This is a genomic window from Citrobacter sp. Cpo040 (genome assembly GCF_030332915.1).
Classification (GTDB): Bacteria; Pseudomonadota; Gammaproteobacteria; order Enterobacterales; family Enterobacteriaceae; genus Citrobacter; species Citrobacter portucalensis.
In genome coordinates this window covers 224,308-237,721 of sequence record NZ_JAOWGX010000033.1, presented here as the reverse complement: position 1 = coordinate 237,721, position 13,414 = coordinate 224,308, and the positions used below count along the sequence as shown (strand labels likewise).

General features: G+C 48.7%; 12 protein-coding genes. 6 read left to right on the top strand and 6 right to left on the bottom strand.

Annotated features, from left to right (window positions below; translation table 11 throughout):
• Positions 1–711: 711 nt before the first annotated feature.
• Positions 712–2,364 (bottom strand): recombinase family protein, encoded by a 1,653-nt coding sequence (locus OGX86_RS04135; protein ID WP_286639367.1) that lies wholly within the window; start codon positions 2,362–2,364, stop codon positions 712–714.
• Positions 2,365–2,408: 44 nt separating this feature from the next.
• On the opposite strand from OGX86_RS04135, the gene ppdD reads away from it, so the two are divergent.
• The 3 genes from ppdD to hofC are packed head-to-tail and all read left to right on the top strand — an operon-like array spanning position 2,409 to position 5,397.
• Positions 2,409–2,810 (top strand): prepilin peptidase-dependent pilin, encoded by a 402-nt coding sequence (ppdD, locus tag OGX86_RS04130; protein WP_048227090.1) that lies wholly within the window; start codon positions 2,409–2,411, stop codon positions 2,808–2,810.
• Positions 2,811–2,819: 9 nt separating this feature from the next.
• The gene (gene gspE, locus OGX86_RS04125) at positions 2,820–4,205 is read left to right on the top strand and encodes a type II secretion system protein GspE (RefSeq protein WP_128317352.1); all 1,386 of its coding nucleotides are present in this window, start codon (positions 2,820–2,822) and stop codon (positions 4,203–4,205) included.
• A complete protein-coding gene (gene hofC / locus OGX86_RS04120) occupies positions 4,195–5,397 on the top strand; it encodes a protein transport protein HofC (protein ID WP_128317351.1) in 1,203 nt (400 codons plus the stop codon). Before gspE ends, hofC begins: the two co-directional genes overlap by 11 nt.
• A gap of 57 nt (positions 5,398–5,454) precedes the next feature.
• On the opposite strand, the gene OGX86_RS04115 is transcribed toward hofC, so the two are convergent.
• Positions 5,455–6,498: a GMP reductase gene (locus OGX86_RS04115; RefSeq protein ID WP_003829510.1), complete on the bottom strand. Its 1,044-nt coding sequence runs from the start codon at positions 6,496–6,498 to the stop codon at positions 5,455–5,457.
• A gap of 225 nt (positions 6,499–6,723) precedes the next feature.
• On the opposite strand from OGX86_RS04115, the gene coaE reads away from it, so the two are divergent.
• The 3 genes from coaE to yacG are packed head-to-tail and all read left to right on the top strand — an operon-like array spanning position 6,724 to position 8,291.
• A complete protein-coding gene (gene coaE, locus OGX86_RS04110; RefSeq protein ID WP_128317350.1) occupies positions 6,724–7,344 on the top strand; it encodes a dephospho-CoA kinase in 621 nt (206 codons plus the stop codon).
• A complete protein-coding gene (zapD, locus tag OGX86_RS04105) occupies positions 7,344–8,087 on the top strand; it encodes a cell division protein ZapD (protein WP_128317349.1) in 744 nt (247 codons plus the stop codon). The genes coaE and zapD overlap by 1 nt, the downstream gene beginning before the upstream one ends.
• Positions 8,088–8,096: 9 nt before the next feature.
• Entirely contained in the window at positions 8,097–8,291 is a 195-nt protein-coding gene (yacG, locus tag OGX86_RS04100) for a DNA gyrase inhibitor YacG (protein ID WP_003018740.1), read from the top strand.
• A 173-nt stretch (positions 8,292–8,464) separates the two neighbouring features.
• Here yacG and mutT read toward each other — a convergent pair whose 3' ends face one another.
• From mutT to lpxC, 4 genes are all read right to left on the bottom strand, one after another.
• On the bottom strand, positions 8,465–8,854 hold the full coding sequence (gene mutT, locus OGX86_RS04095; protein ID WP_008786200.1) for an 8-oxo-dGTP diphosphatase MutT: 390 nt from the start codon (positions 8,852–8,854) through the stop codon (positions 8,465–8,467).
• A 56-nt stretch (positions 8,855–8,910) separates the two neighbouring features.
• Positions 8,911–11,616, bottom strand: coding sequence for a preprotein translocase subunit SecA (gene secA, locus OGX86_RS04090; protein ID WP_103014388.1), 2,706 nt, complete (start codon positions 11,614–11,616; stop codon positions 8,911–8,913).
• 60 nt (positions 11,617–11,676) lie between these two features.
• Positions 11,677–12,183, bottom strand: a complete 507-nt coding sequence (secM, locus tag OGX86_RS04085) for a secA translation cis-regulator SecM (protein ID WP_003829520.1) — start codon at positions 12,181–12,183, stop codon at positions 11,677–11,679.
• Positions 12,184–12,466: 283 nt separating this feature from the next.
• Entirely contained in the window at positions 12,467–13,384 is a 918-nt protein-coding gene (gene lpxC / locus OGX86_RS04080) for a UDP-3-O-acyl-N-acetylglucosamine deacetylase (RefSeq protein ID WP_006686706.1), read from the bottom strand.
• Positions 13,385–13,414: the final 30 nt, after the last annotated feature.

Genomic DNA, 13,414 nt, shown 5'->3' with positions numbered 1-13,414 from the left:
GAATAACTCCTATAAGCGTCTAAGTACATCTCAAATTCTGGACGGATCTATATTGTATAAATTCGCCACTGAATCTATTAGAAGTAATAGACTCCCTTATACCATTTGGTAAGGATTGGCCTTATATGTCTATCAAGGGAATCTGCGGGGTATTATCCAATTCCTTTATAGTGCCACATTGCCGTGACTCCTGCGTTTTCGTCTTTTTTGTCTGGAATTTACGCTCGGGAAATTTGCACGGGTTTCATTTGCACTGCGTTCTGTTGAACAACTCATCTGCCATCTACTTGTCGATAGGATCAGGTTTTAATTTATTATACCAAGGATAATGACGCTCTTATCATTACCCCACGACTAACGGGTACACCAACAGAATTGTAATTATACATATAGTATAGGACATAATTTAAATTCATTTCATTTTTTTCCTCTCTCCCTATAAATATCTACCGATATTTATAGGTTAGAAAAAATCTAAATCATCAGTTTTTGATGCTTAAAAACCATATTATAATACAAGCTTCGCTAAAGAACTCGCCTTTAGGTTTGTAATAACAATCGTATGTGGACTATTATTTCTTCAATAACAAAATTAAGGTTCCATTCAACATTAAAAAAAATGAGCTTTTTTTTTACTGAGTAAAATTTATTCCAATCTACAAGGATACTTCAACTACGCTCAAAAAAAACCAAGGTGCCTTCCTAACTAAGTCAATCAAATAATGCATATGCATCTTCGTTACTAATCGGTTTGGAATTTAAATAATACTGTTTACTTTCAATATCGTATGTCATTATTTCATTGCCAAGTGCAACTACAACAATTTTGTTTTCTACATATGTATTACTTAATAAAAGCCCTTCTTTAAGACTAATGGTTACCCATTGTACATCATTGCTAACAAAAAATGACACCGATACTAAAACAATGTTTTTCTGTATTTTCAGTATTTGAATCTCTCTAATGATCTTTCTTATTTTTATGTTAAAATCCTGCCTAACCTCAATATTACTAACATCCATCAACTCATTATTAATTTTTTTTACTATCTCTTCATAACTAACACTAACATTCTCTAATGCTTTTATATCATCAATTTTACCTTGTAATTCCCTAACTTTCGCCTCAAGGTTTTTTAGTACCTTATAATCAGTTTCACTTGGAATATCCACAGAGTCTACTGTTCTTTGAACATTTTCCAAATAGTTAGAGTAATGAATTAATTCACTGCTCAAATTTTCAAGTTCTACCGCATGAGATGAATTGCTAAGACTGCCAAAATCTAAATGCCTCAAATACTTTATTAGTGTATTCTCAACGACATTATACTTGAACCCGTTAGCAAAACATCGTTTGTTCCCCGCGATAGCATGAGAACATCGACCAAAGCGATTTCCATTTTCATTATTAATTAAAATATGGCCTGCCTTGCATAATCCGCAAATTAGCACCCCTGAAAATAGCGTATTAGCTCTACGGTTTATTTTTTTATCACGACCTGGCTTTGTTAATCGCTGCTCAGCTCTTTTGAATTGAAGCTCAGTAATAATAGCAGGATACATCATAATCCCATCAAAATTATTGCGTAGTGTTGATTGAGTTCTATGTTTACCTGTGACTCTCTCATCTTTTAGTACTCTATGTACGCTCCAATTACTCCATGTTTTTCCATTGTATTTGTATCCTTCACTATTAAGTCTATCTCGGATATATGCCTGACCATAACCATCATTATACCATTCAAAAATGAGACGAATTGGTGCAACTCTTTCTGGTATTTCTTGGTATAGGTCATTTTCAACTTTTAACCAACCTGGGCAACGACCTGTTAAAGGAACATGTTTTTTTACTGTTTTTTCAAAACGTTCATCCCAATTTTTAATTGAAAGCTTTTGCTTTCTGAGTGATTCTTTATGGCTACGAGTTAATCCTGCTGATATTTGATTTAAGTCACTACATCTATGATGTACTGTCTCTGTATCAATTTCATGTACATCACACCCTTTATTAATCAGACCTAAAAAGAGTTCAGCTGCTTCATTGGGATTTGCTCTTGAAAATCGATCTATGTTTTCAATAATCAATACAGCATTTTTGATCTTTCCGCTTTTATAATCAGCTATAAAGGAATGAAGTACAGATCCTTTTTCAATATTTTTCCCACTAAAACCACTAACTCCTTCAGCTTTTAAGAATACTATATTGTCAACATTTAATTCGTACCCTAAACCATCCTTGTCCTCATATTCTTCGACATAAGTCGTTAGCAAAGCTTGCTGACGACTCATACCAAATCCACCTTTCTCAGTCTTTTGGCGTCCTGAACTTACACGGCAATAGCAGAAGGCTGTTTTGATACCCATGATGAAAAATCCTTCAAATTTTTTACTATATAATAACACGTATAATGGTGGTGATTGGCATTATTGCCATCCTTAGCGCCATCGGCATTCCGGCATATCAAAACTATCTGCGCAAAGCCGCGCTGACGGACATGCTGCAAACCTTTGTCCCCTATCGCACGGCGGTTGAGCTCTGTGCACTGGAGCATGGCGGAACAAATACCTGCGATGCCGGAACGAATGGTATTCCCTCTCCAACAACTACCCGTTACGTATCAGCCATGAGCGTTGAAAAGGGAGTTGTCAGCCTTAGTGGGCAGGAAAGCCTGAACGGGCTAAGCATCACCATGACGCCAGGTTGGGACAATGCCAACGGCATTACCGGCTGGAACCGAAACTGCGTCATCCAGAACGACAGCGCATTGCAGCAGGCCTGTGAAGACGTTTTCCGCTTTGATACCCACTAAGGAACAGAGATGAATACCACCCAACTTACGGCACTATGCCAACGTTATCAGGCAATATTACTGGATGCAGACAATGAAGTGGTGCATATCGCCGTCGTAGACGCCCCATCACACGAACTGCTGGATGCGCTGCATTTTGCCACCACCCGACGCATCGACATTGTCTGCTGGACATGTCAGCAAATGGAAGGCCACACGCATACACCGCAGAAAATGCTCCCGGCAGTAGTCACGAAAAGCAGCGCCAGCGCGGCAGACTTGCTGAATCAGACGTTTCATTCCGCGCTGACGCAACGGGCTTCTGATATTCATTTTGAACCCGAGGAAAATCACTATCGAATCAGATTACGCGTAGATGGCGTGCTTCACGCTTTACCGGAAGTCACGACCGAGATGGGCATTGCCATCACCGCAAGGTTAAAAGTATTAGGCAGCCTGGATATCGCCGAGCATCGGCTTCCACAAGACGGACAATTTACCGTTGAGATTTCAGGAGAGCCGGTCTCGTTTCGCATCGCCACCCTGCCCTGTCGCTACGGCGAAAAGGTCGTGTTGCGGCTACTTCATCAGGTCGATCAGTCACTGGAGATCGCCGCGCTGGGAATGCAAGACGCGCAGCTGGCCGCATTTTCGCAAGCCTTGCAGCAGCCTCAGGGGCTGATTCTGGTTACCGGGCCTACCGGAAGCGGCAAAACGGTCACGCTGTACAGTGCGCTGCAAACCCGAAACACCCCGGATGTGAATCTTTGTAGCGTGGAAGATCCGGTAGAGATCCCGATCGCTGGCCTCAACCAGACGCAAATTCACCCACGCGCCGGTTTGACTTTTCAGGGCGTATTGCGCGCGCTGCTGCGCCAGGATCCCGACATTATCATGGTGGGTGAAATCCGCGATGGCGAAACGGCCGAAATAGCCCTTAAAGCAGCGCAAACCGGCCATCTGGTTCTTTCTACGCTGCATACCAATTCCACCAGTGAAACGCTGGTGCGCCTGCAACAAATGGGTGTCGCACGCTGGATGATCGCCTCCGCGCTGACGCTCGTTATTGCACAGCGGTTGGTCAGAAAGTTGTGTCCCCATTGCCGACAACGTCAGAGTACGCCTATCACGCTCCCGAAAACCGTCTGGCCTACACCACTACCGAATTGGCAGGCCCCTGGCTGCAAACATTGTTATCACGGATTTTATGGCCGTACGGCATTGTTTGAAGTCCTCCCGGTTACTCCGGCATTACGTCAGAGTATTGCCAGTGGCACATCCGTAGACGAAGTGGAATCTGATGCTCAGCAATCAGGAATGAGAACGCTTTTCGAGAATGGCTGTCAGGCCGTCGAGCAAGGGTTAACGACATTTGAAGAGCTGATTCGTGTACTGGGCATGCCTCATGTCCGCTAAACAGCTTTGGCGCTGGCAAGGCATTAACAACGAAGGTAAATCGCTGGAAGGAACGCTATGGGCCGATACCCGACCGTCATTGATGCTGACTCTTGAGGAACAACAGATTACGCCGCTGCGCATTAAACGTATGCGTGTCAAAATCTCGCACTGGAGCCGAACAAGAAGTGCCGAAACCATACACCAGTTGGCGACATTGCTAAAGGCAGGGTTAACGCTCTCAACAGGGCTAGCTCTGCTTGCTGAACAGCATCCCAGCACTCAATGGCAGGCGCTACTGCGTACGCTGGCTTACGATATGGAACAGGGCATAACCCTCTCCGCCTCGTTATCACAATGGCAACACGTTTTTCCGCCCCTTTACCAGGCAATGATCCGTACCGGAGAACTTACGGGTAAGCTGGACGACTGCTGTTTTGAACTCGCCTACCAGCAAAAGAAACAACAGCAACTTGCCGATAAAGTAAAAAAAGCCCTGCGCTATCCGATCATCATTATCACGATGGCGGTAATGGTCGTGTTTGCGATGCTGCAATTTGTACTCCCTGAGTTTGCCGCCATTTACCGGACGTTTAACACTCCGCTACCAGCACTCACTCAGTGGATTATTGCCATCGCGCACTTTAGCGGCCAATGGGGAGGGCTGATCGGAGCATTCAGCCTGATCGCGGTTGCTGTATATTATTTGATAAAGCAGAAACCGTACTGGCTTATTCTGCGCCAGACATTACTGCTCGGTCTGCCGATTATAGGGCCGATGGTGAGAGGCCAAAAACTCACGCAGATCTTCACTGTTCTGGCGTTAACGCAAAATGCAGGCATTCCCTTTTTGCAGGGGCTTGAGAGCGTTACCGAAACGCTGGCTAACCCTTTCTGGTCTCAACGTTTAGCACTGGTTCAGCAGGACATCAGCTCTGGAAAACCGATCTGGTTAGCGCTTAAAAATAGTGGTGAATTCAGCCCATTGTGTATACAGCTGGTCAGAACTGGTGAAGCTTCCGGCTCGCTGGATGCAATGCTGCGCAATCTTGCTCATCACCATGGCGAGAAAACCCTGGCTCAGGCTGAGAATTTGGCTGCATTACTTGAGCCTGCGTTGCTGGTCATTACGGGGCTTATCATCGGTACGCTGGTCGTCGCGATGTATTTACCGATTTTCCATCTGGGAGATGCGATGAGCGGGGTGGGATAGATTCAAATGCCTGATGACGGCGTAACGCCATCAGGCATTTCACAGAACTAGCTGTTCTTACAGGCTATTGAAAACACGGTTTTCTTGTTCCTGTACACGAATAAACGTTGTACGTTTGGTCAGCTCTTTCAGACGGGATGCGCCCACATAGGTACAAGCAGAACGCAAACCGCCGAGGATATCGCGAGCGGTATTATCAACCGGGCCGCGCAGTGGCAGTTTGACGGTTTTACCTTCTGCAGCGCGGTACTGTGCAACACCACCTACGTGACGCGTCATGGCAGATTCAGAGCTCATACCGTAGAACAGCATGAATTTCTCACCGTTCTCTTCAACAATTTTGCCGCCACTTTCTTCATGACCAGCCAGCATGCCGCCGAGCATCACGAAGTCTGCGCCGCCACCGAACGCTTTTGCCACATCACCCGGCATTGTGCAGCCGCCGTCGCTGACAATCATGCCACCCAGACCGTGGGCTGCATCGGCGCATTCAATAACCGCAGAAAGCTGTGGATAGCCAACGCCGGTTTTTACACGCGTGGTACATACAGAACCTGGGCCAATGCCAACTTTGACAATATCAGCACCGGAGAGCACCAGCTCTTCGCACATTTCACCGGTGACCACATTGCCCGCACAGATCGTTTTTGTCGGCCATGCTTCACGCGCTTTCGACACGAACTGAACAAAATGCTCTGAGTAGCCATTAGCCACATCAATGCAGATAAAGTTCAACGCGGGGTTGAGCGCCAGAATCTGTTTAGTTTTTTCGAAATCTGCATCAGACGTACCGGTTGAAACCATTACGTGTTTAAGCACATCGGCAGAGCTCTCTGCGATGAAGGCGGCCCAGTCTTCAACAGAATAGTGTTTGTGCACGGCGGTCAGGATGTCGAAGGATGCCAGTGCCGTTGCCATGGCAAACGTCCCGACAGTGTCCATGTTCGCGGCAATAATAGGTACGCCGGACCAGGTCTGACCTGAATGCTTAAAGGTAAATTGACGTTCCAGTTCAACATCGGAACGGCTTTTGAGAGTAGAACGCTTAGGGCGGATAAGAACGTCTTTGAAACCTAACTTCAGATCTTCTTCGATACGCATGTGCGGATTCCTGGGGTTAATGGCGAAAAATCGAAACTCACAACTCCAGTGACGCTATCATACGCACTAATCAATGCCGCGCAAGACTGCGAAATTCTCTTTTTTTACGCTACAATCCCATAAATTTACCTGGCGAATAGTAGGTTAATCCTGCAGCAGCCTCGCCTTCGCACGCATAACTTTTAACTGTTTGATAATCAAACTTAAACTCCAGGATCGGCATCTATGAGGTATACGGTAGCCTTAACCGGCGGCATTGGCAGTGGTAAAAGCACCGTTGCAAATGCGTTCGCTGACCTCGGAATAAACGTCATTGATGCAGATATTATTGCGCGCCAGGTGGTTGAACCCGGCACACCTGCTCTTAAGGCGATCGAAGAACATTTTGGTTCCGACGTTATAGCCGCAGACGGATCGTTGCAGCGACGCATTTTACGCGAACGCATTTTTTCCAATCCTGAGGAGAAAAACTGGCTGAATGCCCTGCTTCATCCGCTTATTCAGCAGGAAACCCAGCGTCAGTTTCAGCAAGCAACCTCTCCTTATCTGATATGGGTTGTTCCTTTGCTGGTGGAAAATTCGCTGTATAAAAAAGCCGACCGCGTACTCGTGGTGGATGTCACCCCCGAAACCCAGCTCAGACGCACCATGCAGCGTGATGACGTCACGCGTGAGCATGTTGAACAAATTCTTGCTGCCCAGGCAACGCGTGAAGCGCGGCTGGCCGTGGCAGACGATGTTATTGATAATAATGGCGCACCGGAAGCCATCGCCTCGGATGTCGCCCGCCTGCACGCGCTCTATTTGCAATGCGCGTCGCAGTTTGTCTCACAGGAAAAACCGTAATGCACACCCAGGTCCTTTTTGAACACCCTCTCAATGAGAAGATGCGTACATGGCTGCGCATTGAGTTTTTAATCCAACAGCTCTCCGTTAATTTGCCCCTTGCTGACCATGCCGGCGCTCTGCATTTTTTCCGCAATATCGGTGATTTACTGGATGTATTTGAACGCGGCGAAGTCCGTACCGAACTCCTCAAAGAACTGGAGCGACAGCAGCGTAAACTCCAGGCCTGGGTCGAAGTTCCCGGCGTCGATCAAAGCAGAATAGACTCTTTGCGTCAGCAGCTAAAAAGTGCAGGTAGCATTCTGATTTCTGCCCCGCGTATTGGACAGACGCTGCGCGAAGATCGTCTGATTGGTCTCGTACGTCAGCGTTTAAGTATTCCTGGCGGGTGCTGCAGTTTCGATCTGCCGACTCTGCATATCTGGTTACACCTGGCACAGTCGCATCGTGACGCGCAGGTTGAAACCTGGCTTGCCAGCCTGAATCCGCTCAATCAGGCGCTGTCGCTGGTACTGGATTTAATTCGCAACTCAGCGCCGTTTCGTAAGCAAACCAGCCTGAATGGTTTTTATCAGGACAACGGCGAAGATGCAGATCTGCTGCGCTTACAGCTGCCGCTTGATTCGCTGCTTTATCCGCAAATTTCTGGTCATAAGAGCCGTTTTGCCATCCGCTTTATGCCGCTGGATAGCGAGAATGGTCAGGTGCCTGAGCGCCTCGATTTTGAACTGGCGTGCTGTTAAGGAGTCAACATGTCTGAACAAACCATCGTCAACTGCCCAACCTGCGGCAAGCCTGTAGTATGGGCTGAGGTCAGTCCGTTTCGCCCATTCTGCAGCAAACGCTGCCAGTTAATCGATCTGGGAGAGTGGGCCGCAGAAGAGAAACGCATCCCAAGCTCAGGTGATCTGTCAGAAAGCGACGACTGGAGTGAAGAGCAGAAGTAATTCTGCTAAAACGGTGGGTCGGATAAGGCAATGCCGCATCCGACATTTTATGTTGTTTTGCCTGATGGCGCTGCGCTTATCAGGCCTACGAACTAAAACGTAGGGCGGGCAAGCGTAGCGCCCCCGCCATAATTTGCCGGATGCGGCGTTGCCTTATCCGGCCTACAGCACCATTAGCCAGCTATCAGCTTTTCAATGACCGGTGCATTCGCGGGCGGGAAATCCTGCGCATTCAGAGCATCTTGCGCAATCCACTGCGCCGGTTGCCCCTCTTTTCCCCACGGCTCGCCTTCCCAGCTTTCAACCAGCCAGAACCACAGAGTGATATGCCTGTCCGGAAACTGATACTCCAGCTTTTCGAACAATGAGCTTTGAGTCGGCGTGATCCCCACTTCTTCCTGTAGCTCGCGAATCAGCGCCTGCTCCGGCGTTTCGCCCGCTTCAATTTTCCCGCCGGGGAACTCCAGCTTATTGGCCATGTGGGCATCAGCCGCACGCTGGGTGATAAAAATTTCATGTTGCTGATTACGAATAATCCCGACGGCGATTTGCAGTATTTTCATCTTTATCGTCCATAAAAAAGGCGCAGAATTCTGCGCCTTTTCAGTAAGTTATTTTCTTAGCTCAGACGGCCGTGGCACTGTTTGTATTTTTTGCCAGAGCCGCAAGGACACGGATCGTTACGACCCACTTTACGATCGCCAGTTTGTGCTGCCAGCTCTTCTGCCGCGGCAGAATCGTCGCCTTTATGACTCAACTGCTGCATCTGCGCTAAGCGCTCAGCTTCTTCACGACGCTGCAGCTCCATGGCTTCGACTTCTTCAGGCATACGCACCTGAACTTTGCTCAGGGTGCTGATCACTTCGTATTTCAGTGATTCCAGCATTGACGCAAACATAGAGAAGGATTCACGCTTGTATTCCTGCTTCGGATCTTTTTGCGCATATCCACGCAGGTGGATACCCTGGCGCAGATAGTCCATCGCAGCAAGGTGCTCTTTCCACAGGGAGTCGAGAGTTTGCAGCATCACGCCTTTTTCGAAGTGACGCATCATCTCCGCGCCCACAACTTCTTCTTTACGCTGATAAACTTCGATGGCGTTTGCCAGGATACGTTCACGCAGCGTTTCTTCGTGCAGCTCAGGCTCTTTATCCAGCCACTCTGAAATCGGCATCTCAAGATCGAAGTCGTTTTTCAGACGTTCCTGCAGACCCGGGATATCCCACATTTCTTCCAGAGACTGCGGCGGAATATAGGCATCAATAGTTGCTTTGAAGACATCTTCACGGATGCTGTTGATGGTTTCGCTAACGTCAGTTACGTCCAGCAGTTCGTTACGCTGGGTGTAGATAGCACGGCGCTGATCGTTGGCAACGTCATCATATTCCAGCAGTTGCTTACGAATATCGAAGTTGCGGCTTTCCACTTTACGCTGCGCGTTAGCAATTGCTTTGGTCACCCATGGGTGTTCAATGGCTTCTCCAGGCTTCATACCCAGTTTACGCATCATGCCTGACACGCGGTCAGAGGCAAAAATACGCATCAGCGCATCTTCCATCGACAGATAGAAACGGGAAGAGCCCGCATCACCCTGACGACCCGAACGACCACGCAGCTGGTTATCGATACGGCGAGATTCGTGACGCTCGGTACCGATAATATGCAAGCCACCGGCAGCTAATACCGCGTCATGGCGAACCTGCCAATCGGCTTTAATCTGCGCGATTTGTTCCGGAGTTGGGTTTTCCAGCTCGGCAACTTCCGCCTGCCAGCTACCGCCCAGTACGATATCGGTACCACGACCGGCCATGTTCGTCGCGATAGTCACGGCTGACGGGTAACCCGCCTGGGCGACGATTGCAGCTTCGTTGGCGTGGAACTTGGCGTTCAGAACATTGTGTTTGATACCCGCTTTGCTCAGCTCGTTAGACACTACTTCCGATTTTTCAATGGAGATAGTACCTACCAGCACCGGCTGGCCATTTGCAGTACGTTCTTTAATATCTTCAATGATCGCCTGAATTTTTTCCGCTTCGGTCATGTACACCAGATCCGGTAAATCCTTACGGATCATCGGACGGTTGGTCGGCACAACCACGGTATCCAGTTTGTAGATGGAGCTAAATTCAAACGCTTCAGTGTCGGCTGTACCGGTCATACCGGCCAGTTTTTCGTACAAACGGAAGTAGTTCTGGAAGGTAATAGATGCCAGCGTCTGGTTCTCGTTCTGGATCTCTACGCCTTCTTTAGCTTCAACAGCCTGGTGCAGACCATCGGACCAGCGACGCCCCTGCATGGTACGACCGGTGTGTTCATCGACGATGATAACTTCGCCGTCTTTCACGATGTAGTCTACGTCGCGGGTAAACAGCACGTGCGCACGCAGTGCGGCAGTCACGTGGTGCATCAGCATAATGTTGCCTGGAGAGTACAGTGACTCGCCCTCGTCCATAATGCCTTCGTTAACCAGCAGCTCTTCAATCAGCACCAGACCACGTTCGGTCAGGTTAACCTGGCGCGCTTTCTCATCAACTGAGAAGTGGCCTTCGCCCTGGAACGTGTCGGAATCTTCCTTCTCCTGACGGATCAGGTGCGGGATGATTTTATTCACTTTTTTGTACATTTCCGAGCTGTCTTCAGCCGGGCCGGAAATGATCAGTGGCGTACGCGCTTCATCGATCAGGATGGAGTCGACTTCATCGACCAGCGCATAGTGCAGTTTACGTTGAACACGCTCTTCCGGACTAAACGCCATGTTGTCACGCAGGTAGTCAAAGCCGTATTCGTTGTTGGTACCGTAAGTAATATCGGCGTTGTAGGCTTCACGCTTGGCTGGTGCAGGCAGGCCAGACATGTTGATACCAACGGTCATGCCGAGGAATTCAAACAGCGGGCGGTTATTTTCGGCATCACGCTGAGCCAGATAGTCGTTCACGGTAACCACGTGTACGCCCTTCCCGCTTAATGCGTTCAGGTAGGCTGGCAGCGTCGCGGTAAGGGTTTTACCTTCACCAGTACGCATTTCCGCGATGCAGCGATCGTTAAGCACCATACCGCCCAGCAGCTGAACGTCGAAGTGACGCATACCGAACACGCGTTTACTCGCTTCACGCACTACTGCGAACGCTTCCGGGATCAGGCTCTCAACGCTGGCACCTTTTTCCAGACGGGCGCGGAATTCAGCGGTCTTCGCTTTCAGTTCATCATCGGAGAGTTTTTCCATCTCCGGTTCCATCGCGTTGATGACATTGACCACTTTACGCATACGACGCAGCGTACGCTCGTTACGGCTACCGAATACTTTCGTTAATAATTTGATTAGCATAATAAAATCTCAAACGCCCCGCGGTGCGGAGTCAAAAATTATAAGTTGGAAGGTTCTTTTTTAGCTGAGGCGTTGAGGACCAGCGCGGATACCCTGCAGCTGGCTGATCCAGACCGGAACGCTAAACGCGGCCTGAGAGGTAAAGTGTGCGTATGTCACGCGACTTACTGTCGCGGGCGGAGTGCCTTCTTGCGTCAGCATCGCGCTGAGCGTATTCAGTAACGCAAGATGGTGCGCCTGGATTGGCAATGGCTCTTCGGCAACGGGCAACGCCTGAGGTGCCATGGCAAAAGAAAGATGGCGGATAACCGTACGAATGGCATGTTGATGCCAGTAATCGACGGTAAAATTTGGGCGGCGATTAGTCGCTTCCAGCAAAGCAAGCTGGCTAAAGTTAACTTTAGCGCCTTGATCGTGATTGCTGGCGGTCGCCTTCGCGGGGGTATTAGGTTCAGCAGCGTTACCGAGCGCGGGCAGGCCAAAACTAGCCGCGACCATCCCCAACAGGAGATGCGGCCAGAAGTACCGTCTGCCTAACTGTCGCCAGCGCGTCAGTATTCCACTCACGTTATTGCCACCTGATATACCCTGCGTTTGGGGTTACAAATGCAAAACCATTTTTTGCGCACAAATCTTACCATTAATGCGTTCGCACCACAGCAGTAATGACAGCAAGTCGCGGGTAAATATGCTTAAGAAAGCAGCGATCGAACGGTATTTTAATCTACCTGTGGGGAAAAAGTCGCTTCAGATAAGGTGGTTTGCACTCGGAAGATAAAAAAACGACTGGCTCACCTGGCCGGAGAGAGTGCCAGATTTACCAGTCGAATTTATGCGACAGCGTATGTCGTTATGCCAGTACGGTCGATGGTGCTTTGAACGCCAACGGCAGTTCTGCATCGTCCTGGAAGGTCACATATTCCCAGGCTTCCTGTTTTGCCAGGACCGCCTGTAACAGTTTGTTATTCAATGCATGACCGGATTTATACGCGGTAAATGCACCAATAATGTTGTGACCACACATGAACAAGTCACCGATCGCGTCGAGCATTTTGTGACGAACGAATTCATCTTCAAAACGCAGGCCGTCTTCGTTCAATACGCGATAATCGTCAACAACGATGGCACAATCGAAGCTGCCGCCCAGGCACAGGCCGCGGGACTGCAGATATTCGATATCACGCATGAAGCCGAAAGTACGCGCACGGCTGATCTGACGCATGAACGCATCCGCAGAGAAGTTCATCGCGTAGCGCTGCGTGCTGGAGTCGATCGCCGGATGGTTAAAGTCGATGGTGAAATCCAACGTAAAACCATTATACGGCTTAAACTCAGCCCACTTATCGCCATCTTCGACACGAACGGTCTCTTTGATGCGAACAAATTTTTTGGCGCTGCTCAGTTCTTCAATACCTGCATCAAGCAGCAGATAAACGAACGGAGCGGCACTGCCATCCATGATCGGGATTTCCGGTGCGTTAACTTCAATAACGATGTTATCGATACCTAAACCCGCCAGAGCAGCATTAAGGTGCTCTACGGTTGAAATCCGTACATCATGCTCATTGACCAGACACGTACAGAGCATGGTATCACGCACAGATTTGGCATCGGCCGGGAAATCTACCGGAGGATTCAAGTCGGTGCGACGATAGATGACCCCGGTGTTGGCCGGCGCAGGGCGTAATGTCAGGGTGACTTTTTTGCCGGTATGCAAACCGACGCCAGTCGCCTGAACGATACGTTTAAGAGTCCTTTGTTTGATCATCGTATAATCTCGCCAAATTACCTATCCAAC